Here is a 26,101-nt window from a genome sequence, read left to right on the forward strand (position 1 = left end):
ATGCCTACTATTAATCTTCCTTATGTAGTCGAATTAATACTAAAATATGCAAGAAAATATGCTTATGCTTTGGCTATTGTTTTCTTTTTAACTTTAATTACTGCTTTAATGGGCTCTTTTGTAACTGCTTTCTTTGTATTTTACAATTTGATAAATACTTTTATAGCTCACTTAAGTTCTTCATCAAATGGTGATTTTGTTAGTAAAATGTTCGGTCTAATGTCTTGTATCGGTTTTATACAAGCTTTTAACTCTGTTAAGTCTATTTTTATAAGTGCTGTTCTTTTTCTTTTGTGGCGTATAGTATTCGCACAATTTTTAAGAGTTTATTATTTAATTATTCAAGCTGTTAAGCCTTTAGTTAAGTAGTGCATAATGATTACTTTTTTAACTGGAGTACCAGGAAGTGGCAAAACTTACAAAGCCGTAGTTAGTATCTATAATAATTTTTCAAGCTCTAAAAATGCTAAACCAGATTTAAAAAAAGATTATGAAAATTGTTATACAAATATAAATGAATTAAAATATAAAGATTTAAATAACACTTATCCTCTTGATGTAGATGATTTAAAAGAAAAATTAACTATCTTGCATAAGCTTTATAAAGATAAAGTTACAGATGATATCTTAATCGAAAAATGCAAAGATTTAAACATTTATCGCTCTTTATTTGTAATAGATGAAGCTCATAATATTTTTGATGTAAACGATAAAGTTTTAATTTGGTGGCTATCTTATCATAGACATTTATACCATGATATTTTTCTCATTACTCAAAATTTATCTTTAATTTTTACTAAGTATAAAAGCTTTTCAGAATATTTTTATAAAGCAAAACCTACAACTGTATCACTTAATAGAAATACTTTTAAATATGATGTATATATTAATTCGCGTATGAGCATGAATGCAAAAAGCCATACGGAAAAAATAGCTAAAAATCAAGAAGTATTTGATTTATATCATAGTGGGGATAGCGTTAAAGCTTCTAATGTTTTAATAAAATTTTATGTTTTTTCAATCTTTGCTATTTTTGCTTTTTTTATAATAGGTTATTATATATTTGGTGGCGATGATGATAAACTTCAACAATCTCAAAAACCTATACAAACCTATTCAAAACCTATAATTAAAAATATAGTTGATGAAGAGCCATTATATGATTTTAAAGATTTGGTTTTATTAGAATTTAAATGTTCTAATACTTTATGTACTTCTAAAGATTTAACACTTTATAAAAAAGTTTTATTTCACTATAAAACTACTCAAAAAGAACATATAAAAGAGATTTATAGCTATTACCCTAGTTTTACAATTCAAGTTATATTTTTTGAGATATCAAAAGATTTTTTAAATTTTCTAAAGGGAGTAACAAAAGATGAAAAAGATATTAATAATCTTAACACTAATTTTTTTAAATCTTAGTGCTGTAGATTTAACTTTAAAGCAGTTCTCACAAGAAGTTTCACAATACAATAATCTAAATATTTACATAGATGAAGATATTAACGCTTCAATTTCTTATACCATACCAGATAGAATATCTCCTAAAGATATTTTAAAATATTTTGAAATTACATTAAATAAACAAGGTTATAACCTTAAAAAATTTAATAATAATCTCTATATATCAAAAAAAGTTGCTTATAAAAATAGAGATTATATATATAATTTAAAATATAACACATCAAAAGACTGTAAGAAACTTTTAGATTTTTATAATGTAAAATATTCTTATTTAGAAGATACGAGTACTTTTTTGATATCTACTACAGAAAATGATTATAGTCTTATAAAATCACTTTTAGAACAAACTGACAAAAAGAAAAATCAAGTTACTTTAAAAATAACTATATTTGAATATAACGAAAACGAATTAAAAGAGCGTGGACTCTCTTCTATCTCTAAAAAAGACTCTGATGTTATTCAAACTGGAGACAATACTCAAGGCGAATTTATTAAAAGTCTTATAGATACTATTATAGCCCCTGTTAATAGTTCTACTCTTATATATAAAAGTAAGGATTTTAATTTTGCATTATCTCTTTTAGATAGTGACTTTTTAATAGATGTCAAACAATCCCCTTTTATTCTTGCAAGGGATAATGACAAATTTAACTTTAAAGCTGTGGAAAACATACCATATAAAACTTCTTCCACAACTGTAGAGAATACTACATCAACTCAAAGTGAGTCAATAGAGTATAAAGATGTAGGTTTGGTAGTTAGTGGAGTCGCTTACATTTACGATGATTATGTTTCGTTAGATTTATTGTTAATTGTAGAAGATTTAATCAAATCCGTTGATAATGTGCCCTCTACTTATAAACGAGAGCTTAAGAGTCTCTCTAATGTTAATTATGGTGATGTTTTACTCTTAAGTGGTCTTAAAAGAAGTAAAAAAGAAATTAGTGATTATTCAATTCCTTTTATATCTAACATCCCATATTTAGGCGAAATATTCAAATATAAATCTAATAGTGAAACGCTGCTAAATATTGCTATTTCTATAGAAGTATTAAAACCAAATAATGGAGTTTTAGAACATGAATAATTTGCTACTTTTGTGAGGCGTTAGCCGAACAAAAGAGCAACATTGTTTATGTTCTCTTGGCTATCTATAAAAAGTTATCGTACAACGATTTAAAAACAAAGAAGGAAGTGACAACATGAATGAAAATAAAAAACTACAAGGACTTTTAGTTATTAAGTCAATTTTGATTAATAAATATGTTTATTTAGGTCTTAAATATTCTCTCTATTATCATCAAATGAATAGATTGGAAAAATTAGAATATTTTTATTATAACAATGGAGTGATAAAATGAAACAATCAAAAATATTAAAAAAGTTGTTAAATACTACAACTAAAATATAATTTAAGGTTAAAGATGAAAAATTACGGACTATCAACTTACCAGACACAAAAGGCTTTAGATAAACTAAATTTCAATAAAGAGTTTATGCAAAGTAATGGCATACAGTTAGACAATAAGCTAGTACCTTTTGCTGACTTTGTAAGCAATAGTTACATGAATAGTGATAGATACATTGCAGAGCTACAACATCGAGCATGGTCAATCTTTGATTATGCAAAAGAGAGAGATTTAGAAAATATTTTTTTTACTCTCACGCTACCGAGCCATTGGCACGAAATGAAACAAAAATCTAAATATGATAAAACTATGATTTTTAATAAAAATTTTGGTGGGCGTAAATATATTAAAGTTATTACTAAAAAAACTAAATTAAAATATAGCTTTATTAACGCTACTGTAGTTCAAAATATACCATATTTAGAGCCTACTTTAGATTTTACTAACACTATAGACAAGTTTAAACCTCGTAACGCTTCTAAAGAACTCTCTAAAATGCTTAAACAACTTTTCAATGAGAGAAGTTATAGAAATATCAGTAAAGATGATAGATGTTATTTCAGAGTAACAGAGCCTCACAAGGACGGAACTCCACACATACATATATCTTTATTTGTTCCAGCTGACAAAGTAGAAAGCATAGTTAATTCTTTAACTAGACTATATCCTGCACCACTTGGTAAAATTGAAACAAATGTTAAAAGTTCAGTATCTTATCTTATGAAATATATCTTAAAAACTTTAGATGACTTAAGAGACGATAATGAAAAAATAACAAATCTTACTCTTTGGTACTTGTATCACGGTATATCTCGCTTTTATACTTCACGTACTTTTGTATCTCTTGAAGTGTATAGGAAGCTTAACGGCATGTATACGCTTACAGATTTAACAAAGAACTATTGGAACGACAATATCTCAATTTATAGGGACACTACTACTAAAAAAGTGGTTTTAATAGAAAACGAGTTTGGAACTATATATACACCAAAACCTGTTAATTGGTATGACAAACTAATAGATACTGATTATACTTATTTAGAGGCTGATTTTGAGCCTATATACAAAGATAAAGAAGTTTTTAAAAAACCTCTTGAAGTTGTTATAGATGATGATGAGTATATCATACATCATTTTGCACTTGATAATCTTAAAAAAGAGCCTTTAAAAAATCTAAATGATATTATGATTAAAAAGACTAAATCGCCTTATCATATGCAAGATTACGAGCTTTATACATATTTTGAAAATTTAGATTTTGAAATTGTAGAGCCTATGCACTACGCTATCACAAGAAACTTACTTATAAATCGTGGTTTACTTTTAGATACTCCGTTACTAGATTTAAGAGAATTACAAGATTTTAAAGAGTTTTAAATGACATTTGAACATTACGCTGATATATATTTAAAATTAAAAAAATCAGAACTAAAACCCTCTACTTATTATAGATACGAGGGTACAGTATTAAATAAAATTATTCCATTTTTTATAAATCGTGAAATATCAACTATAAAAGCAAGTGAGCTTAGAATGTGGTTACTTAATTGGAACATGTCAAATAAAACATTATTGCATTATATTTCAATTTTAAGAGGTATATTTGAAGAAGCAATCTATGATGAAGAAATATCACAAAACCCTTGTAAATATTTAAGAAAACTTAAAATAATTAAAAAAGAAATTTTACCTTTTACACCAAAAGAAGTTAATTTAATTTTATCTCATGCTAAAAATAAAAACTTTAAATCTTATCTTTACATAGCTTTTTATACTGGTATGAGAGGGGGCGAAATTGTAGGACTTAAAAAACAAGATATAGATTTTGATAAAAAAATTATAAAAGTTAAACGCTCTAAAGGTAGATATGGCGAAAGTAGTCCTAAAACTCAAAGCGGTGTCCGCTCTGTTCCTATACTAGATATTTTATATCCTCATTTAAAAGAGTTATACAACTCTCATGATAATGAGTATTTATTAATTACTCAATATAAAAAACCTTATAATCATAATGAGACATTTTCTAATAGACATTGGATACCAATGTTTCAAGAGCTAGATATTAAATACAGAAGATTATATAACACCAGACACACCTTTGCAACTATGATGCTATCAAATGGTTTTACTACTCCTCAAAATTTAGCTCAAATTCTCGGACATGCAAATTCTCAAATGGTGCATCAAGTTTACTCAAAATATATAAATGACGGTAAATTTGATTTTAATTTTAATATAAATTTGTATTAAGCGGTGTAGAGAGTTTTTACCTTATTTTTTAAAGTGTTGTAAAAGTGGCTATTTTAGGGGTTAATAGTTTGTTTATGGTGCGATTGGAGGGATTTGAACCCTCACACCTTTCGGCACAAGCCCCTCAAGCCTGCGTGTCTACCGTTCCACCACAATCGCATAAAAAAGAGAAAAAAGTCTAACTCGTAAAAGAGTTAGACTGAGGGATATTTAGGTTGATTAACCTAAATATGGGTTAGCGTAAAGTGCGATTAGTGCAATTACTAGTGCGTAGATAACTTGTGCTTCGATCATCGCTAGAGCGATAAACATAGTTGTCATTAGTTTAGCACCTAAACCAGGGTTTCTAGCTGTACCCGCGATTGTAGCAGCTGCAGTGTGTCCCATACCTATAGCTCCACCAAGAGCGGCAAGACCAAGACCAAGACCAGCAGCGATCATTGAGTATGCTTTTAGAGTTTGGTTAGCAACATCGCCATCAGCAGCAAGAGCAGCAGTAGCAAGAGCTAACATTAAAAATAGAACTTTTTTCATAGTTTCTCCAAATATAATTATTACAGATTCCCTCGGATAGCGTAACCTCATGTAAAATGAAGCAACCATAACATAAATGCTATGATTTCCCTACTAGAAAATGATGGTGGATTATACAAAAAAAGTCTTAAAAGAAAGTTTAAGAACTAGATAAGATTATAAACTATCAACGCGACCTAGAGAGATTTTGTTACCTTTAAACTCTAAAATCTCAACCATTATTTTGTCACCCTCACTTAAGACATCAGAGACTTTATCTACTCTTTTGTCAGATATTTTAGAGATATGAAGTAGTCCATCTGTACCATCACTGAGCTCTATAAATGCACCAAAATCAACTATCTTTTTAACAGTTCCCTCGCATTTGTCGCCTACTTGATATTTGATCTTTTCTTGCTTTGGAGTGTTTGCAATATCTTGTATATGCTCCTTTGCTCCCATAACTCCAGTTTTATTTTTACCTGTAACCTTTACTTTTCCATCTTTTTTATCGATGTCAATAGCCACTTCAAACTTCTCAATAATCTCACGGATAACTTTACCAGCTTGTCCTATAACATCGCCAATTACGCTTGGGTCGATGTGAAAAAAGTCTGTGCTTGGAAGGACTCCATCGTTAAACTCTATATTTTTCTCAGCATCTATCATGATATCTATGATATGACTTCTTCCTTCTTTTGCTTGGTAGAGTGCTTCTTTTAGCACATCTAATGAGATACCGCCAAGTTTTATATCCATCTGCATAGCTGTTATACCATCTTTTGAGCCTGTTACTTTAAAGTCCATATCTCCATCGTGGTCTTCTAAACCCATTATATCTGAGAGAATAGCGTAGTTGTCACCTTCTGAGACCATTCCCATAGCGATACCAGCTATAACATCGCTTGTATCTATATCGGCAGCTCTTAGCGCCATATAGCCACCACAAACAGTAGCCATTGAAGATGAACCGTTTGACTCAAGTATTTCTGAGACTAGTCTTATCGTTTCTCCATTAAGATTAACAACAGGCTCTAACGCTCTTTTTGCTAAATTTCCATGACCGAGTTCTCTTCTTTTTGTTCCCATAACAGGACTTGCTTCACCTACACTAAAGCCTGGGAAGTTGTAGTGAACCATAAAGTTTTCATTTTGTATGCCCTCATCAGTTAGGCTTTCAAACATCTGTCCATCTTTAGCTCCACCCATAGTTAAAGTTACTAAGGCTTGGGTCTGTCCTCTTGTAAAAAGACAAGAAGCATGAGCTTTTGGAAGAATATTTGTAGAGATAGAGATAGGTCTAACTTCTTTTAAACCTCTACCATCTGCACGAAGTTTTGTTTGTAGTATTTGTGATCTCACTTGCTCTTTTTTCACACTCTCTATAGCATCTTTTAAAGAGACCTCTTCTTGAACTTCTGCCCACTCTTCTTTTATTTTTATAATGTTTTTTCTAAGCGTTCGTAGTGCAGTTGAACGTTCAGATTTTGCCATCTGGTTCATCGCTAATGCAATGTCTTTTAGGTGATTGTCCCTTACATAGGACACCATCTCTTCGTTGATGGCGTGAGCTTTACACTCTATGGGTTTTGTTGGTTTTTTAAATGCTTCAAAAGCATTTTCATATTTTTTATTAGTCTCAAAAAGAGTCTCTTGTGATAGTTGTAAAACTTTTATAAGTTCATCTTCAGATATCGCATTTGATTTGTGGATAGAGATATTGGGAGTGCTAAGAGTTGGGTCTATCATAGGATCTATGATAAAACTCTCTTGCATCTCCTGTTCATTTGTACCAATAGAGCGCATCTCTATCATCAAAAGATCTTCTTTTGTACCAGATAAGTATAAGTCTAGAGTTGAGTTTTTCAACTCGCTTAGAGTTGGATTTAAAACTAACTCTCCATCAACACGAGCTGCCCTTATTGCACTTATGGATGTGTTTATATCTATGTCAGAAGTATAGAGTGCAGCTGAAGCTGCTTTTAACGCCAAAGCTTGTAAGTCTGCATCGGAGTCTGCACTAAAAGTCATAATAGTTATCTGAGTAGGATGTCCAAAACCTTTAGGAAAAAGAGGGCGAAGTGAGCGGTCAATGATGCGAGAAGTTAGAGTTTCAAAGTCACTTGGTTTTGTCTCACGCTTGAAAAAACCACCTGGAATCTTACCTGCTGCGTATGTTTTTTCAATATACTGAACCGTAAGAGGTAAAAAGTCATCTTTTACTATCTCTGTCTCATCTATTACTACAGTAGCAAGGATTACACTGTCGCCCGATTTTAGCCACGCTGAACCATTTGCTTGTCTTGCTACTTCACCAAATGAGTAGCTCTCTGTTTTGTTTTGTAACTCTATGTTTACATCATATTTCATTCTTTTCTCCTAAGTATTTTTCTATTTTTTCTTCTTCAACTTTTTCTAGATCTTCATAGTAGAGTGCAGTTTCAACATAGTCATCTATCTCATATAAAAAATATACATCATCTGCAAAAGGTTCTAATAGTTCTAGTGTATCACTAGGTAAAACAGGCACTGCAATATAAACGGCCTTTGGTTTCATCGCCAAAATTGTTTTTATTGCAGTCATTAGCCTAAGTCCCGTCTCACTTCCCTCATCGATAAGTAAAACCACTTGACCTTTCATAGATGCAAAAGGTCTTCCTTTTCTATACTGATAAACATAGCTGAGTATCTGCTCTTCATGCTTTCTTTGAGCCTCTCCATAGATATAGTCATACTGTATGCCAAATGTTTTTACTAACTGCTCGTTTATCACGATCTCTTCTCTCTCACTTACTCTTGCTATCTCACAATCATCATTATTTGGGGCTAAGATGGCTTCTGAGAAGAGAAAATCAAGTGCATTTGGGAGTTTTTTTCTAAGAAAGTAAGCTAACTCTAAACCACCTCTAGAGATTGCCACGATTTTCCAAGACTCATCTTTAAGCCTTTGCATAGGTATAACATCCATAAGCCTAGTCGCTGCATCTTGTCTGTTTTTTAGTATATGTTTGTACTTTTTCATATTTTAGAGTCCTTTAGTTACTCTGGCAACTTATGTTCATAAAGAGGTCCACTATCTGGACTCATCATTGGTTTTAAAGCAATTGTTAGATAGATATATCTATCATATATAGAAGTTGAACCATTGTCTGTTAAGATTGGTCTGTTATTCTCAAGATATTTCAGACCAAAGTTCCAACATTTTTTTTGATATAAAAAACCTATCTCAGCGCTCTTTTTAATGCTTCTTTCTATATCATAGTTGTACCTTACATGATAAGAATAATGCTTGTTGTAAGTATAACTAGCACTTGATGTGAGATAGCTTGTATAAGGAGAGTAAGTTGAGGTTTGCTGTAAAAATGTATCTTTATATAGATGCGATAAAGAGATGTTAAAACTAGATGTGTTGTAGGAGAGCACATTATAAAGTTTTGAAAACTTATTTTCATCATAATTATATAAAAAATTATTATATAATTTTATGTTAGAGGTGATTTGATAGTCAAGCTCGTTTTCTAGTTCTCCTAGGCGATTTTGTACATTTTCATAAGTCACTTTTTGAGATAACCTGTGATAGAGTATTTGTTTCCCCGTAGTATCATAAATATACTGCGAAAAGTCGAGTTGAAGCTCTTCTTCTACATCTGATATGTTATAAAATTCACATTGAGTAGTATCTTTGTTATTTGGATCAGAACAAAAATCTTGATAGTCTTTATAAAAACCAGTTTTGGTTTCACCTCCAGCTATTTTGTAGCTAGAACCAAATCCTACAACATGAGTAAAATCTTCATAAGCACGACTTAGTTGAGTTGAGAGAGAAAATATATGATGATTTCTTGCATAGTACCCATCTTCCCACTCAGCGCTTTTAACCTCTTCTTTTCCACTAAATTTTGAGTGCTGGGCATATAAAAAAGTTTTATAAGAAGCATTTAGATACTCATCAAAAAAAGTAGCTTGTAGAGTTATTGGAACATTGATATCTGTTTGAGTTACATGTTTTCCAACTTCTCTATAGATATTATTACTCTGCATATCTAGGTTATAGATAAGGTGATCATCAAGGAGAGTATCTAGATATCTATGATACTGTAGTGTTGGGATTTTTTGAAGAGTCTCTTTGTTACTAACTTTTGTTAAGTCTTGATAGTATTTAAAATATGCACCAAAATAGTCTGTGTCATTGTTGTAAAAAAGATTGATTTTTGAGAGAACTTGGGTTGAGGTTACATTTTCAATTGTATCATTTGTAGATAAGTTTATATAATCAACATCGTTCATATGGTTTATATCAACATATAGCCCAGACTGTCCTTTAAGTTTTGTGTCAAACCATTGGTTTATAAAATCGCTATTATCATATAAAAAGTTATATCCATAGTGTGTATCATTTGCTAGTTTATTACTCTGAAAATAACCTTCTTGCTCTTTAAAATATCCAGTTGTAAGTTCTCCTTTTGATATAGCAGAGTCCACAAATCTAAAAGTAGAGTAGGCTCCATAACCACGAGAAGTCCTAACTTGTGGTCTAAGCTCTAAATCCCACCAGTTTTGCTCAGCAATGTAGATAGGCTGTTCATAATAAAATCCTTCTGCCTCAGATATACCAAATGTAGGAACTAAAAGACCGGTCCTTCTTTTTGTATCAAGAGAATAACCAAAGTAAGGAGTATAAAAAACAGGTATATCATAGATAAAGATTCTAGCATTAAAAACATTTAACCACATATCATCAGAGTTATATGTTGATGATGAGAAGTGTAACTTCCAAAGTGGATCATTAGGGTTACATCCGCTCATTACCCCAGAATATATCTCAAAGTCTTTATCAAAAGTGCAACCCTCATCTGCACTAATCCAAACTTGTGAACTATTCTCAAGCATATAAAAGGGTCTAAAGACTCTCTCTTTTTTAGCAATATTAAGTTTTGCGTAATCTCCTAAAAGCTTGTAATCATTTGCTTGATTTGCACGGATATTTCCAAAGAGTTCTAAGTCAGATGTGTTTTTATCATAAACAGCCTCATCCGCACTCAAAAAGTAGTCTTTATAGACTACTGTAACCTCACCTGTAGCTTTTATGATATTGTCTTTAGAATTCATATGTGTAGAGTAGATTTCTACTTTATCTTCTGCATCATTAGCAAATATAAACGATGCCATCATCAAGATAACAAAACCTACTCTAAGCATCTACAACCAAAGTGCTTGCGGTTTTATCATGCCAAGTCTGTCTTTCTGGATTTAAAAGGCCCCACAAAAAACCTAGATATAAAAATAGTTCAGAGATAACTCTAAATATCCCGCGGTTTAGTGCAACTAAGACATTTGGAGTTTGCATAGTCTTTGTGTTAATTACGCGTATTTTCATAATTAATTTTCCAATACTAGCACCATATTGCATTACAAAAAAAGCTTGATAGATAATCTTCATAAGCATAAATTCTAGAGCAAACTCATTTGTAAGGTTAATAATCTCCTCAGTAGTAGCGGCATTAGCAAAAGAATCCCAGATAGAGATGATAAGCAAAAAAGAGAGCAACATCTCATCTATAAAAAAGGCCATAGCTCTCTTTCTGTTACTCGCTAGAGTTATTCCCTCATTGTGAAGTCTGTTTTGTATCTCATCATTCAACTACTAATTCCTTATATGGTAAAAATTTATTTGACGAGCAAAGATTTATTTTTGCAGGGCTTGATATGCTATATCGGTTCTAAGCTTTTTACCAGCAAAATGAACTTGACCGCATCTCATGTAAGCTCTATCTCTTGCCTCTTTTATAGAGTCTCCTAAGCCAATACAGACTAAAACTCTTCCACCATCTGCATAAAGCACACCATCTTCTAGGCTTACACCTGCATATGATATATGAGTATATTTTTCTATTATCTCATGGTTTACATCATCAACAATTATCTCAGCTGGAGTTGAACTTCCATAAGGGTAGTTCTCACTTGCCATCACAACACCAACTGCGAATTGTTTTGAAAACTCTACATTTATCTCACTAAGTCTATTTGTTGCAGCTTTATAAAACATATCGCTAACACTTGAAGTCATAAGTGGCATGAGTATCTCACACTCAGGATCTCCAAAACGAACATTAAACTCTAGTGTAATTGGTTCGCCTTTTACTACCATGATGCCAATGAATAAAACCCCTTCAAAAGGAGCTTTTTCTTTTTTCATTCCATCTAGAGTAGGGCGGATGATTCTGTCTTTTACTTTTTGGTAGAGCTCCTCATCAACTAAAGGAGTTGGAGCGTAAGCTCCCATCCCCCCAGTATTTGGACCCTTATCACCATCTTGGAGCCTTTTATGGTCTTGCGCAGCTGGAAGCAGAATAAAGTCATCTCCATCACAAACAGCAAACATTGAAAGCTCATAACCATCTAAAAACTCTTCAACTATGACTTTCAGCCCAGCATTTCCGAAGCTTTTTCCACTTAGCATCTCTGAAATTGCCACCTTTGCCTCATCATGAGTTTGTGCAATAATTACACCTTTTCCACCACAAAGCCCATCAGCTTTTACTACTATTGGAGTTTTTAAAGAGTTTGTAAATTTAAAGGCATCTTCAAGAGATGAAGTCTCAATGTAGCGAGCGGTTGGGATGTTGTACTTTGCGAGGAAGTTTTTCATATATACTTTTGAACCCTCTAGTTTTGCAGCCTGTTTTGTTGGACCAAAAATAGTTAAGTTAAGAGATTTGAAAATATCAACAACCCCATCAACAAGCGGTGCTTCCGGGCCTACAATAGTTAAGTCTATATTATTTTGCTGTGCAAAAGCAGCTAGTTCATTATAATCTTTAATATTTATATTTGTACCTAAGTTGTTTGTAGCGCCATTTCCTGGCATAAAAAATAGTTCATGATCTTCTTTTTCATTTAAAATGGCTCTAGCTATTGAGTACTCTCTCGCACCCGAGCCTAAAATTAATATTTTCATTGATTGTGTTTCCTGTAAAAGTTATAGTCGGATTTGCCTTGGTGAAAACCTTAACAAAAGCCCGAAGTAGCCGTCTCGCATTTGGCTTGGTTCTAAAAGCCGTATTTGGGTGAAGAGAGTGTTTTATAACGGTGGTATCATCTCGACAGAGTTAACATATCTCAAATGATGACGCCACACACAAAAACCCTACTTGTTCACTAGTTGAAAATGTAGAACCCTCATATTTACGATATCTCGAACTACTCAGACTAGAAGTTTATTATACTAAAAGATTTCTTGATTTTATTTAATAAAATCCTTTTTCCTAGGACTTACTTAACTTTTATACCCTCTATCTCAATCTCTAACTTAACATCTTCACCAATAGCAAAACCACCAGCTTCTAAAACAGAGTTATAAGTTAGACCAAAATCAGCTCTTTTGATTTTGCCTTCTAGTGAAAAACCAGCTCTTTCATTGCCCCATGGATCAGTGATAGTTCCACCATTTTCAAACTCTAGTTTGATGTTTTTTGTTACACCTTTTAGAGTAAAATCTCCATAAACATCATCTCCATCCATCTTTGTCATCTTAAATGTAATAGTCGGATATTTTGGAACATCAAATATCTCTTCTTCTCTTAGGTGTTTGTCTCTTTTCTCGTTTGCTGTGTCTATTGAAGCAACTTGAATTTCACCATTAAGAGCTGTTAATTTTTTATTTTTTTCATCATACTTAAATGTGCCCTTAAAATCACTAAATGAGCCTTTAACATTTGAGATCATCATATGCTTTACTTTAAACCCTATATTTGTATGAGCCTTGTCAACATTGTATGATGCCGCAAATAGAGACGACACAAATAGTGAACCTATAACGAGTAACTTAGTGAATTTCATTTTACATCCTTGAGATTAATTTGAAGTAGTTTATCATCGCACAACTTAAAGAGATATAACTAAAATATATTATCTTAATGAGAGTGCTAGCTCCATGCAACTATCTATAGAAGTGTTTTGGGAAATTTCATAACTTATACCCTTTGGAAGAGCCTTTGCAGTTGTTGTTCCTATGACGATAATCTTAGCATTAGCATCTATAGTGTGAGTTTTTAAAAAGCACTCTATTGAGGATGGAGATGTAAAGATAAGTATTGAGTTTTTAAGAACTTCTACTTCAAGAGCTTCTTTTGCACACTCACTTACATATAAGATCTCTTCATCTATCGAGTATCCATCAGCCTTGCATCTTGCGACAAAGTCAGATGCAATCGTCTGTGCTCTTAGGTAGAGCCACTTTGTATCTTTAGGCTTTTTTTCTATAAATTTAACAAGATTGTCTCCATAGCCATCTCCAAAATCTAAAACCTTACCACCAAAATCTTTGTAAGAATTTGCAGTTTTTTTAGAAACACAAAGTGCAGAAATATCTATAAAATCCTCTTTGTTGTACTGCTTAAGAGCCTTTATAGTCTGCTTAGATGTGATAATAAGATGGTCATAACTACTAAAATCTATCTCAGGCTTTAAGAGGCGAACCTGTAGAGACTGAGCACTTATAGCATCTGGATGTTTTGAAGTGGCAAAGAGATAAATTTGTTTTGACATAGAGTCTCCTAAAGTTTTTAAATCTTAAAAATATAACTAAAACTATTAAAAACCTAAATTATAAAAAGTTTAGTGTAATTTGGAATGTTTTAAGGTGTAAGCATAGGTAATCTATGCTGGAACCTTAATCATTTCAAAGTGCATTGAAATTTTTCTTAATTTTATTCCCACTCTATTGTTGCTGGTGGCTTTGAGCTTATATCATAAACAACACGGTTTATACCATCAACTTCGTTGATAATTCTTCTACTTATTCTCTCTAATAGATCATGTGGAAGATGAGCAAAGGTTGCTGTCATGCCATCAACTGCCTCAACAACTCTTACGCAGATAGTGTTATCATAGGTACGGTTATCGCCCATTACTCCAACTGATTTTACATTTAAAAGTACTGCAAAAGCTTGCCATGTTTTAGCATAGTATCCGCTTGCTTTTAGTTCATCTAGTAAAATAACATCAGCCTCGCGTAGGATAGTCAGATCAGGAACATTTACATCTCCCATTATTCTAATGGCAAGTCCCGGTCCAGGAAATGGATGGCGGTTTATCATAGACTCTGGAAGTCCGAGTTCAAGTCCGATTTTTCGCACTTCATCCTTAAAAAGTTCACGAAGAGGCTCTATGAGTTCAAAATCCATCCAATCAGGTAATCCACCAACATTATGATGAGACTTTATAACCTCTGATGGACCATTTACTGAGATGGACTCTATAACATCTGGATAGAGTGTACCTTGAGCTAAAAACTTAATGCCATCGTGCTTTTTAGCCTCACGTTCGAACTCTTCTATAAAGGTGTGGCCAATGATTTTCCTTTTTTGTTCAGGATCAGATACGCCTGCTAGTTTACCTAAAAAGTTATCTACTGCATCTACTGTGACTAGTGGTGCTTTTAAGTTTAGTTTAAAGACTTGCTCAACTTGTTCTCTCTCACCTTTTCGCAAAAGACCGTTGTCAACAAAAACAGGAATAAGTTGGTCACCAATAGCCTCATAAAGCATAGCAGCAACCACTGAGCTATCAACCCCACCGCTAAGTCCACAAAGAACTTTACCAGTACCTACCTTTTCTCTTATGAGTTTGATTTGCTCTTTTAAGAAGTGTTCCATCTTCCACTTTTCATCAACTAAACAAATATTTTTTGCAAAGTTTCTAAGCATCAAGTAACCTTCTTCGGTGTGTTGAACTTCTGGGTGGTACTGTAGAGCGTAGATTTTTCTACTCTCATCTGCAATAGCTGCATATGGAGAATTTGCGGATGTAGCAATCGGTGTAAAACCTTCAGGAAGTCTATCTACTTTGTCACTATGACTCATCCAAACTATAGCGTTATCATCACAATCTTTTAAAAGAGGCGAGCAGTTCTCGCCTACATCTATGATATGAAGTTCAGACTTACCATATTCATGATGGTCAGAGCGAATAACGCTTCCGCCAAAATCGACTGCGATTCTTTGCATACCATAACAGATACCAAGGATCGGTAAGCCGAGTTTATAAATAGCCTTATCAACTTCATAAGCGTTTGGGCTATAAACAGAAGAGGGACCACCACTTAAGATGATACCTTTTGGATTTTTTGCTTTGATATCTTCTATACTTGCGTGATATGGAAGAATCTCACAATATATCTTGTCTTCACGCAAACGACGAGCTATAAGTTGTGTGTATTGAGAGCCAAAATCTAAAACAATGATGCTAACATTTGTCATGTGGGAGACCTTTAAAAGAATGTGGTGTAAAATAATTACGAAAGGATACTATAAAAAAGTTTAAAAGAAACTACACCCAAGTGAGGTGCAGTTTAACGTCAAAGGCAAAGAGATTAAGGTTTTATATAAAGCCCTAACATTTCATACTGGACATACCAAATTGCTATAGATGCAAAGTAGCCTATCACGATTGTCCAAGACATTCTCATGTGTGCACCAAAAGTATAAACACCTTTTAGTTTACCCATAACACCAACACCAGCAGCTGAACCAAAACTAATCATACTACCACCAACACCAGCAGTTAGAGTAACTAGCATCCACTGATCCAATCCAAGTGCTGGATTTGCTTTTAGAACTGCTGACATAACAGGAACATTGTCCACAATAGCAGATAAAAAACCTACACCAATATTTACAACAGTTGGACTAAATATAGTGTATAAGTTTACAGCATGAGCAAGAAAGCCTGCAAAGTGCAACGCTCCAACAGCTGCTAATATACCAAAGAAAAAGAGAAGCGTATCGTTTTCAACTTTTGAGACAGATTTGTATATCTGTATATCGCTATTATGGTACCTTTTAAGTGAATAAGCATAAAGCTTAAGGATTGAGAGACCAAATAACATTCCCCACATCGGAGGCAAGTGCATTACTTGTTTACCAATAACCGCTGAAGCAATGGTAAAGATTCCTAAAAAGATGATAACCTTACCACCACGATGGATCTTAACCGGTTCTGTATTTTCTATCTTAGCAGGTGCGCCCTCAGGGATAAAACGAGACAGCAGATATGCAGTAATAAGCCAACCAACAATAGAAGCAGGAAACAAGAATAAAAAGTCAGTAAAGGCACCTTTTCCCGCAGACCAAGCCATAAGTGTTGTAATATCACCAAATGGAGACCAAGCACCGCCAGCATTTGCAGCTACGACTATATTTATAGCGCCAGGCACTAAGAATACTTTGTTATTTTTCTCTATAGTGATAAGCACAGTAGAAAGAATAAGTGCCGTTGTTAAGTTATCAGCAACTGGGGATAAGAAAAATGCTATAAAACCTGTTATCCAAAAAAGTTTTTTATAGTCATAACCACTACTTAAGAGTCTCTCTTTTAGCGCATCAAAAACATTTCTTTCAATGAGTGCTTCAATAAATGTCATAGCAACAAATAAGAAGAAGAAAATCTCTGCTATCTCTAGTATAAGATGAGCTATTTCCACGTCAAATGCTGAAAAATCTAAGCCATTTGCCGCATAATAGCCACCAAGCAACATAAACATAAATGTTCCTGTAAATAGTGCTGGCTTAGCCTTGTTTATGTGGTACTTTTCTTCTGCAGCTATAAAATAGTAACCTATTATAAAAATTACTAGTAATAGCCAACCAAATGGCTCAACGGCGAGGTCGATTGCTTGAACGCTATCTTCTACTCTTGTCATTCTTTCTCCTGTGAAATTGTGTGTACACCAATAGATTTTTCTCTAGCTAATGCAGAGAGGACTATCTCTTTTGCTGTAAGTAATCGAAACTTCAAAAGTTTACCAATATTTTCTTTTAAAAGAGCATTAATTCTATCTAATGCGTCATTTAAGCCACTTTTTGTTCTCACTATAGAGACATTTTGCCACATTATTTGGCGTAATTCATTCTTTTTTGACTTGTCTTCTTTGAGGCTCATAATCTCATCGCTTACCTCAAACTCTAGTGTCTTTTTTGGTTTTGTGTTTGAGAGTATATCATTTACCGCCTCTTTTGCAAAAACAAGACCCTCCAAAAGAGAGTTAGATGCAAGTCTATTAGCACCATGAACTCTAACAGATGCCACTTCGCCAATAGCGTAAAGTCTCTTAACATTTGGGATTCTAGCTTTTAAATCAGTCTTGATGCCACCTATAGCGTAGTGAAAAGCTGGTGATATAGGAACTCTTTGATCTGGTACATTAAAGCCTATATCTCTTAGATTTTTATAGATATTTGGAAATCTTTGTACAAAGTAGTGATAGTCAAAATTTTTAAGATTTAGATATGTTTTGAGACCTGTTTTTTTAGTGTAGTCATAGATGGATTTGCTTACAATGTCACGAGATGCTAATTCACCTCTCTCATCATACTCGTAAAGAAATCTTTTGCCATTTTCATCTTCTATAGTAGCGCCTTCTCCTCTTAGAGCCTCTGTGAGAAGAAGTTTTTGAGCATTGTCACTATTTACAAAAACAGTAGGATGAAACTGCATCATCTCCATATGTTCAAGTTTTATGTCTTTCATAAGACACAAACCTTGCATATCTGCACTAATGCATGGTGCGTTTGTGTGATATTCAAAGAGTGAACCAACTCCGCCACTAGCTATAATGATATCTTTTGCATAGATATTTGTGCTTTGTCTGTTATCAAGAACAGTTACGCCATAACACTCGCCATCTTTTATAAGTAGATCTACAACTCTAGCATCACTTAGCATAGAGTGTTGGTTGTTTTTTAGTAAAAAGTAGTGAACATATCTGCCTGTTGCATCTCCACCTGCGTGGATAATTCTGCTTGTGGAGTGTGCGGCTTCTTTTGTATAGAGTAAATTTCCAGCTTCATCACAGTCAAACTCAAATCCACGGGCAATAAGGTCATCTATCACACTTCTTGAATTATGGCTTAATATCTTTACAGCCTCCTCATCACAAAGCCCAGCTCCAGCTTCTTGTGTATCTTTAATGTGAAGTGGGATATCATCTCTATCTTTTGCAAGGGCGATGCCACCTTGTGCATAAAAACTGTTACATTTAAAAGTCTCTCTTTTATTTATGATAAGTACTTTTTTCTCTTTTGGTAGTAGTGAAGCAGCGTAGAGTCCAGCCACCCCAGCTCCTATGATTATGACATCATACTGCATCATTTACTTGGCTCTTTTATGATAAACTCAACATTTTCATCGCCTTGCGGTGTCTCTTCTAGGTGGTATGGACCCTTTTTATATCCACAACCATTTAGACTTAATGTAAAGCTTGATATAATTAAAAAATAAAAGATAGTTTTTAGGTTTTTTCTCAATAATTTTCCTTAATTTTTGGCTAAAAATCTTGAAACTAAACAAGAACTTGATAATAATATAGTAAATATTAAAAGGCCTTTAACTTGGCCTATGCTAAATAATCTACTAAGATAACTGTAACGGATATAAAAGAAAATGACACTTCATGAGACGATAAAACAACTCCCCGATTCTGCTGGTATATACGAGTATTTTGATAAGAGTGGAAATCTTTTATATGTAGGAAAAGCAAAGAGTCTGCAAAAAAGAGTAAAGAGTTACTTTAGCTTTATGCCAACTCTAAGAGCAAATCCTAAACTCTCTGTTAGAATCACAAAAATGATAGAGCAAACAAAGAGCATGAACTATATCTTAGTAAATTCAGAACATGACGCACTCATACTTGAAAACTCACTTATTAAGCAACTAAACCCTAAGTACAATATCTTACTTCGCGATGATAAAACATATCCTTACATATATATAGACACCTCGCAAAAATATCCAAGATTTGAGATAACTAGAAAAATCATAAAAGATAGAGATATAGTCTATTTTGGTCCTTACTCTGTGGGAGCTAGAGATATTTTAGACTCTATCTATGAGATGTGTAAGCTTGTGCAAAAAAAGGGTTCACTAAAGTCTAAAAAACTCTGTCTTTACCATCAGATAGATAAGTGTTTAGGACCATGTGAACTTGATGTATCTGAGGCTCTTTACAAAAAAGAGGTAGATTTAGCCTATGAGCTTATAAAAAATAAAAAACTCCTAGTTAAAAAACTGCAAGAGAGAATGCTCTTTTACTCTGAGAATCTTAGGTTTGAAGAAGCGCTAGAACTTCGTGAGAGGATAGAGAAGATTACTCGCTCTGAGATTAGGAGTGAGATAGATTTTGCTACAAATGAGAACTATGATATCTTCGCTATTTCGCACTCAGACTCAAGAGCTGTTGTAGTAAGACTCTTTATGAGAGATGGCAAAATTATCTCATCTACGCATGATTTTATCGCGCTAAATGAAGGTTTTGATGAAGATGAGCTCTACCAAAGAGTTCTCATAAACTTCTACAAAGATGAAAAACCACCTATCATCGCTCCCATCTTAGTAGCATCTGAGTTTGAGGGCTTAGAGCTGATGGAGGAGCATTTGAGTCGTGTGTTTGAAAAAAAAGCATCTATAAAAAAACCAAAACAGGGTAAGAGAAAGCAGCTTATTGAGCTTGCTATCTTAAATGCTAACGAGCTTCTAAAAAAAGATAAAAATACCAATGATAAAAAGATACTTTTTGATATAAAAGAGTTGTTTGACCTGCAAAGACTCCCAAACAGAGTAGAAGCTTTTGATAACTCTCATATGTCCGGAGTCGCTACTGTTGGGGCTATGGTAGTTTATGAAGATGGGGCATATGATAAAAAGAGCTATAGAACTTACCACCTTGTGGCAAAAGATGAATATGCTCAGATGCGAGAGACTCTAACAAGAAGAGTAGAGAGTTTTTACAAAAACTCTCCGCCAGATTTGTGGATAATAGATGGAGGCTCAACTCTTTTAAAGCTAGCCTTAGAGATAGTTGAGAGCGCTGGAGTTTTTATAGATGTTATAGCCATTTCAAAAGAGAAGATAGATACAAAGTCTCATAGAGCTAAAGGAAAGGCTGCTGATATTGTTCATACAAAAGATGAGGTCTTTAAGCTAAAACATTCAGATAAAAGACTCCAATGGGTACAAAATCTAAGAGATGAAGCACATAGAAGTGCCATAAACTTTCACAAAAAAACAAAAGTTAAGCTTGATAAAGAGAGTAAACTCTTAAATTTAAAGGGAATATCACAAGCAAAAGTTGTAAAACTTTTAAATCACTTTGGTACATATGAGGCTCTAAAGGGCACAAGTTTTGATGAAATAAGATTAATTTTAAACGAAAAAGATGCAAGAATAATTAAAAACATTTACTTCTAAGTGAAGTTTTTTATCTATTATGATATATTTGTGCTTATAATATTTATATAACAAAGGCTGAGTCAATGAATAGAGTAGTGCCAGTTGATAAAGAGTATACTCCTGAGGGGAGTGTGATGATATGTGAAATGGACCTAGAAGGTATCATAACTTTTGCAAACAGAAAATTTTGTGAAGTCTCTGCTTATGGGCTTAATGAGCTTGTTGAAAAAAATCACTCCATAACTAGGCATCCTGATATGCCAGAAGCGATATTTACAAAGATGTGGCAAGCCTTAAGGGACTCTCAAACATGGAATGCGATAGTAAAAAATATTCGTAAAGATGGACATTATTATTGGACTGAAACAGAGATAATGCCAATATATGATGAAAATAATAGAGTAAAAGGCTATATGAGTGCTAAAAGAGTTGCTTCAAGAAAAAATATTCAAGAGGCAGAAGAACTTTATGAAAAAATGCTTGAAAGTTAAGGGATATGAATGCTAATATATAACCACCAAAAAGAGTTTGTAGGGATTGATGAGTCCAACCTCAAAACTTTAGGTTTTTCTACCTTGTCTGAGCTAATAAAAGAAGCAGAAGATTTTGCAGACCTATTTGTAAAAACGCCTGGCTATATTCACAACTTTAAACATGTACATTGGATAGATTTTGTTACATGTGCAGAATCAAATCAAGAATCAAAAGTCATCATCAATGTAAATGGTAAAAATTTTAGATGCAACTTAGATATTAGAGGAATCTACTTAAAAGATGATCCTAGTAATATGGGATATGCTGTAAATCTTGTGAATCTTAGAGTTTTGAGTCAAACAGAACAAGAGTTGGCAAAAAAAGGTATAGAACAAAAGCCAGCTGTTAAGCCTATTGCTCCATCAGATGAAGAAGAACAACAAGAGCAAAAAGAGATTAAAAAAGAGTATATTAAGGCAAAGCAGGATGAGTTTGAGGTAGATGGTACTATATCTATAGATGATTTTGATACATTTGAAGATCCAATAAAAGATGTTTATGAAGAAGAGCCGCCAGATTTAGAATATGAAAACAGACAAGTTCCAAAAGAGATAAAAAAGAAGCCTCTAGCTCCACTTTATGGTCAAGTTTTAGAAGTTGGAAGTGATTATGTTTACGACCCACAATTAGCAAGTGATGAACTTGGACTCCCACTAGAACTTATAGAGGAGTTTGTTCAAGACTTTATAGCTCAAGCAAATGACTTCAAAGTAGACTTGTATAACTCACTAAGTGATCAAAATATAGATAATGTAAAGATACTCTCTCATAAATTAAAAGGAGTAGCCGCAAATCTTCGTATAGAAGATGCTTTTGAGGTTTTAACTACAGTAAATAGCTCTGAGGATCTCTTAGAGATCGAACAAAATTTAAATATGTTCTATGAAATGGTAGATAAACTAGACAAGAAAAAATACTCAAAAGAGAAGATGCCAACACAAGAAAACTTGCAAAGAGAAGCTGATGAAGATAGTGAAGATGAGATGATTTTAAGCTTTAAAGATGAAAAGATTATCAAAGACTCAGATATTCCTAAAAAAATAGAGATGCCAGAATTAGCAGACGATGACTTTATAAGTCTTGAGTTGGATGAAGATATTTTTAAAGAGGCTAAAGAAACTCAACAAGAACAAGAAAAAATAGAGATTCAAAAAGATACTCAAGTTTATTATGATAGAGTTAAGGCTGCTAATGAGATAGGGATAGATGTTCAAGACTTTAATGAACTTTTTGATGATTTTATTCGTGAAGCAAAAGAGTACGCTCTGCAGATACAAAAAGCTATAGAGCGTAGTGATTTTGAAACATCTAAAAGTAGCTCTATTAAGCTCAAAAGAATGTGTGAGACTATGAGAATAGATAGTTTTGATAAAGAGCTAGACTCTATAGTAAAAACAGAAGATAAAAATACGATAGAGCAAAATATAGCAGATATAAAGACAAAACTGCATCTTATATCAAGTATGGAGGATTAAATGCAATTAGGTTTAAAAAACAGACTTAAACTAATCAGTTTATTTCCTATAACGATTCTTTTTTTCTTAACGAGTTACTACCTGTATAACTCATATAAAGATTATAGCAGTGCAAAAAATCTTCATGATAAGATTATTGAAAATAGGTACTTAAACGAGATAATTGGCAATATAGCACGAGAGAGAGGTATGACTGCGATGTATCTTGGAAATCCATCGCAAAATATCTTGCAATCTTTAAACGAGCAGAGAAAAATAGTAGATGAAAAATTTAAAGATTACTTTAACCAGATCCAAAATAAGTCACATAAACACTCAGATGGAGAAGATAACTGTCCTACCTGCCAAAGCACTAAAACTATACAAGGAACTTTAGGGCAGATTCAAACAGCAAGGAATCTTGTAGATAACAATAAAATAACTTTTAATGATGTTTTTACAAATATTTATGCAAAGGCTCAAAAAGTACTTATCGCTGAGTTAAAACAGATCACGGAGTATCAAATAGACAAAGATATAAATGAACTTTATTCAGTCTATATGTCAATGGTTAATGCAAAAGAGCATAGTGGGATAGAGAGAGGGTATATGTCATATATCATCTCTCGTTCAGAAAAACTCAAAGAGAGAGACTTAAATATCTGGATATCCATTATCGGTAAAGCAGACTCTATGGCCTACAAATCACTTCGTAATAAAAAACTCTTAAAGGAACTAAGCGCTCTCTTTGAAAATGAAGATGCAGTTGAACTCTTTGAAGATATAAATACAGAAAGAACCGCCATCATATCTGATAGTCAAAAAGGAAACTATGATATAAGCTCAGGTATTTGGTTTACAATGCACTCTGAAAAAATCAACATAATTACAAGTGCAGAAGATTTACTTTTAACTCAGATGGTTGAGAGAGCCTTAAAGGTCCAAGAAGAGTCTCTTTGGCTTCTTGTAATTGTCCTAACAATATGGGTGATTACACTTATCTTAGCGACACTTGGTTACTTCCTCTCAGAAGAGATTACTAGAAATATTAAAAATCTAGAAGAGGTTCTTAAAAGAGTCGCAGATGATACAGGTGATCAAAGAGATACAGCGGAGATAAACTTACAAACTGCAGATGGTACAGCTCAAGCGTATGATCTACTTGAGAGAATAATTGAGCAGACAAAAAGAGATAAAGAAGCAGCGCAAGAAGCGAGTGAAGCTAAGTCTATGTTCTTGGCTAATATGTCGCACGAGATTCGTACACCTCTAAACGGAATAGTTGGCTTTACAGAGCTTTTAAAAGATACAGGCTTAGAAGAAGAGCAGAGTGAGTTTGTAGAAATCATAGAAAAATCATCTGAAAATCTTCTGCAAATTATCAACAACATCCTAGACTTATCAAAAATTGAGAGCAATAAGCTTGAAATTGAAGATATAGCTTTTGACCCTATTGTTGAGTTTGAGAGTGCGGTTGAAGTTTATGGTGTTCGTGCAAGTGAAAAACATATAGATTTGGGTTGTTTTATAGACCCTTCTCTTGAACAACCTTTAAATGGAGATCCAACAAAACTAAAAGAGGTTATTATAAACCTTCTCTCAAATGCAATTAAGTTCACTAGTAGCGGAGGTTTTATAAATGTTAATATTAGAAAGCAAGAGAGCAATGTAGAGGGTGTAACAAGAGTTAAATTTGAAGTTCAAGATAACGGTATTGGTGTAACTAGTGAACAAAAATCAAGAATTTTTGAAGCATTTTCACAAGCTGACACCTCGATTACTCGTAAGTATGGTGGTACAGGATTAGGGCTTACAATCTCAAGTAGATTTATTGAACTTATGGGCGGTCATCTTGACATTCATAGCGAAGTTGGCTCAGGAACAACCTTTTTCTTTACTATTGATTTTGAAGAAGCGGAGCCATTAAGCGTTAGCTTAAGAGGAAAATTTTCAAACATTAATGCACTTTTGCTCGACGATACTCATAAAACAAAAACTCAAGGGAAGTATCTTAAAGAGTATTTAGAATTTTATGGTGTAAACTATGCAAGTTTTACGAAGTTTGATGAGTTATTAGCTCTTAGTAAATCCTCTGATTATGACTTAGTATTTGTTGATTATGCTTATACTCAGGACGATGAGTTACCTCGTTATTCTGAACTTGCTCAGGCTCTAGTGCTTTTAACTAAATCTTACTATATGAAAAAAATAGACTCTCTACATATAGATATATTTAAAACTATCTATGAACCTTTAAATATTTCTAAGATTAAAGCTACACTAGAAAACTACTCAAACAAAAATTTTAGTGCGAGCAAGGTTAAAGAAGAAAAACCAAAAGAGTTTGATCCTGATGCTACAAAATTTAAAGCAAAAGCTTTAGTTGCAGAGGATAACATTATAAATCAAAAACTTATCAAAAGGACTCTTGAGGATTTAGGATTGAGCGTGACTTTAGCAAACAATGGTCTTGAAGCTTTTTCTAAAAGAAAAGATGGAGATTTTGATATTATTTTTATGGATATACAGATGCCAATCTTAGATGGGGTTGAAGCTACAGCTGAGATACTAAACTATGAAGAAGATTTTGGTAAACCTCATATACCAATTTTAGCACTAACCGCAAATGCTCTAAAGGGAGATAGAGAGAGATTCTTAGAAGCTGGACTTGATGAGTATACAACTAAGCCTCTAGTTCGCTCTGAGATAGTTAATCTATTAACCCAATTTTTAGCGGATAAAATAGTAGGTATAGATGAAGATAGCGAAGAAGACCATGATGAAAAAATTGTAACTGGGTATAAAGAACAAAATCAAGATACAAATACTATAGAAGATGTTAAAGAGGATGAAAGTTTTATTCAAATCGATGAAATCAAAGCACAATATAAGGCTGATATATTATTGGCTAAAAAAAGTCCTTTTGAAGCAAAACTATATGCTCAGCTTCTAAATTCGCTAGGTTATACATATGAGAGCGTAGACTCTTACAGTAAACTTCAAGAATTAGCAGATGCCAACAGTTACAGAGTGATACTTTTTGATAAAGAGTTAGATGATTTAAATCTAGAAAAACTCTCTATCGATACAAAAGCACTGAGTAAAGAGAGAGATCTTGCAACATACTTAGTACTTATTAATGATCCATCACAAAGAGATGAGTCAGATGATAGTAGATATGTTGATGAGTTGATCAAAAATTTAGTAAACAAAGACCTCTTGCGTCTTGTTTTAGAAAAATTTATTTAA

At 33.2% G+C, this 26,101-nt stretch carries 21 protein-coding genes and 1 tRNA gene; 9 read left to right on the forward strand and 13 right to left on the reverse strand.

The window, feature by feature from the left end; translation table 11 throughout:
* The 5 genes from M947_RS18265 to M947_RS18280 all read left to right on the forward strand — a co-directional run bounded on the left by M947_RS18265 (window position 1) and on the right by M947_RS18280 (window position 5,126).
* On the forward strand, window positions 1-369 hold the full coding sequence (locus tag M947_RS18265) for a hypothetical protein (RefSeq protein ID WP_021287553.1): 369 nt from the start codon (window positions 1-3) through the stop codon (window positions 367-369).
* Between the two features lie 6 nt (window positions 370-375).
* Window positions 376-1,425 carry a zonular occludens toxin domain-containing protein gene (locus tag M947_RS23250; protein ID WP_021287554.1) on the forward strand — a complete coding sequence of 350 codons (1,050 nt, stop codon included), beginning with the start codon at window positions 376-378 and terminating at the stop codon, window positions 1,423-1,425.
* Window positions 1,379-2,554, forward strand: coding sequence for a type II secretion system protein GspD (locus M947_RS18270; protein WP_021287555.1), 1,176 nt, complete (start codon window positions 1,379-1,381; stop codon window positions 2,552-2,554). Before M947_RS23250 ends, M947_RS18270 begins: the two co-directional genes overlap by 47 nt.
* 337 nt (window positions 2,555-2,891) lie before the next feature.
* Window positions 2,892-4,253, forward strand: a complete 1,362-nt coding sequence (locus M947_RS18275) for a rolling circle replication-associated protein (RefSeq protein WP_021287557.1) — start codon at window positions 2,892-2,894, stop codon at window positions 4,251-4,253.
* A complete protein-coding gene (locus tag M947_RS18280; protein ID WP_021287558.1) occupies window positions 4,254-5,126 on the forward strand; it encodes a tyrosine-type recombinase/integrase in 873 nt (290 codons plus the stop codon).
* A 75-nt stretch (window positions 5,127-5,201) separates the two neighbouring features.
* Here M947_RS18280 and M947_RS18285 read toward each other — a convergent pair.
* The 13 genes from M947_RS18285 to M947_RS23510 form a co-directional block, all read right to left on the reverse strand.
* Window positions 5,202-5,285 (reverse strand) — tRNA-Leu (locus M947_RS18285).
* 60 nt (window positions 5,286-5,345) lie between these two features.
* The gene (locus M947_RS18290) at window positions 5,346-5,660 is read right to left on the reverse strand and encodes a F0F1 ATP synthase subunit C (RefSeq protein WP_021287559.1); all 315 of its coding nucleotides are present in this window, start codon (window positions 5,658-5,660) and stop codon (window positions 5,346-5,348) included.
* A 156-nt stretch (window positions 5,661-5,816) separates the two neighbouring features.
* Window positions 5,817-8,009 (reverse strand): polyribonucleotide nucleotidyltransferase, encoded by a 2,193-nt coding sequence (locus tag M947_RS18295; RefSeq protein WP_021287560.1) that lies wholly within the window; start codon window positions 8,007-8,009, stop codon window positions 5,817-5,819.
* Window positions 7,999-8,661, reverse strand: coding sequence for a phosphoribosyltransferase (locus M947_RS18300; RefSeq protein WP_021287561.1), 663 nt, complete (start codon window positions 8,659-8,661; stop codon window positions 7,999-8,001). Before M947_RS18300 ends, M947_RS18295 begins: the two co-directional genes overlap by 11 nt.
* 17 nt (window positions 8,662-8,678) lie before the next feature.
* Window positions 8,679-10,838, reverse strand: a complete 2,160-nt coding sequence (locus tag M947_RS18305; protein WP_021287562.1) for an LPS-assembly protein LptD — start codon at window positions 10,836-10,838, stop codon at window positions 8,679-8,681.
* Entirely contained in the window at window positions 10,831-11,280 is a 450-nt protein-coding gene (locus tag M947_RS18310; RefSeq protein WP_021287563.1) for an RDD family protein, read from the reverse strand. The genes M947_RS18305 and M947_RS18310 overlap by 8 nt, the downstream gene beginning before the upstream one ends.
* 45 nt (window positions 11,281-11,325) lie before the next feature.
* Window positions 11,326-12,597 (reverse strand): phosphoribosylamine--glycine ligase, encoded by a 1,272-nt coding sequence (gene purD / locus M947_RS18315; protein WP_021287564.1) that lies wholly within the window; start codon window positions 12,595-12,597, stop codon window positions 11,326-11,328.
* 314 nt (window positions 12,598-12,911) lie between these two features.
* Window positions 12,912-13,478 carry a YceI family protein gene (locus tag M947_RS18320; protein ID WP_021287565.1) on the reverse strand — a complete coding sequence of 189 codons (567 nt, stop codon included), beginning with the start codon at window positions 13,476-13,478 and terminating at the stop codon, window positions 12,912-12,914.
* A 69-nt stretch (window positions 13,479-13,547) separates the two neighbouring features.
* Window positions 13,548-14,186: a uroporphyrinogen-III synthase gene (locus M947_RS18325; RefSeq protein WP_021287566.1), complete on the reverse strand. Its 639-nt coding sequence runs from the start codon at window positions 14,184-14,186 to the stop codon at window positions 13,548-13,550.
* A 161-nt stretch (window positions 14,187-14,347) separates the two neighbouring features.
* Window positions 14,348-15,898: a glutamine-hydrolyzing GMP synthase gene (gene guaA, locus M947_RS18330; RefSeq protein ID WP_021287567.1), complete on the reverse strand. Its 1,551-nt coding sequence runs from the start codon at window positions 15,896-15,898 to the stop codon at window positions 14,348-14,350.
* Between the two features lie 113 nt (window positions 15,899-16,011).
* Window positions 16,012-17,340: a sodium:proton antiporter NhaD gene (gene nhaD, locus M947_RS18335; protein ID WP_021287568.1), complete on the reverse strand. Its 1,329-nt coding sequence runs from the start codon at window positions 17,338-17,340 to the stop codon at window positions 16,012-16,014.
* Window positions 17,337-18,785: an L-aspartate oxidase gene (locus M947_RS18340; protein ID WP_031347988.1), complete on the reverse strand. Its 1,449-nt coding sequence runs from the start codon at window positions 18,783-18,785 to the stop codon at window positions 17,337-17,339. The genes nhaD and M947_RS18340 overlap by 4 nt, the downstream gene beginning before the upstream one ends.
* Window positions 18,785-18,943 (reverse strand): hypothetical protein, encoded by a 159-nt coding sequence (locus tag M947_RS23510; protein WP_021287570.1) that lies wholly within the window; start codon window positions 18,941-18,943, stop codon window positions 18,785-18,787. Before M947_RS23510 ends, M947_RS18340 begins: the two co-directional genes overlap by 1 nt.
* Window positions 18,944-19,079: 136 nt before the next feature.
* Between M947_RS23510 and uvrC the strand changes: the two genes are divergently transcribed.
* From uvrC to M947_RS18360, 4 genes are all read left to right on the forward strand, one after another.
* Entirely contained in the window at window positions 19,080-20,882 is a 1,803-nt protein-coding gene (gene uvrC / locus M947_RS18345) for an excinuclease ABC subunit UvrC (protein WP_021287571.1), read from the forward strand.
* Window positions 20,883-20,947: 65 nt separating this feature from the next.
* A complete protein-coding gene (locus M947_RS18350) occupies window positions 20,948-21,355 on the forward strand; it encodes a PAS domain-containing protein (RefSeq protein ID WP_021287572.1) in 408 nt (135 codons plus the stop codon).
* Window positions 21,356-21,364: 9 nt separating this feature from the next.
* A complete protein-coding gene (locus M947_RS18355) occupies window positions 21,365-22,873 on the forward strand; it encodes an Hpt domain-containing protein (RefSeq protein ID WP_021287573.1) in 1,509 nt (502 codons plus the stop codon).
* Window positions 22,874-26,101 carry a hybrid sensor histidine kinase/response regulator gene (locus M947_RS18360; RefSeq protein ID WP_021287574.1) on the forward strand — a complete coding sequence of 1,076 codons (3,228 nt, stop codon included), beginning with the start codon at window positions 22,874-22,876 and terminating at the stop codon, window positions 26,099-26,101.

It is taken from the genome of Sulfurimonas hongkongensis, from assembly GCF_000445475.1.
Classification (GTDB): Bacteria; Campylobacterota; Campylobacteria; order Campylobacterales; family Sulfurimonadaceae; genus Sulfurimonas; species Sulfurimonas hongkongensis.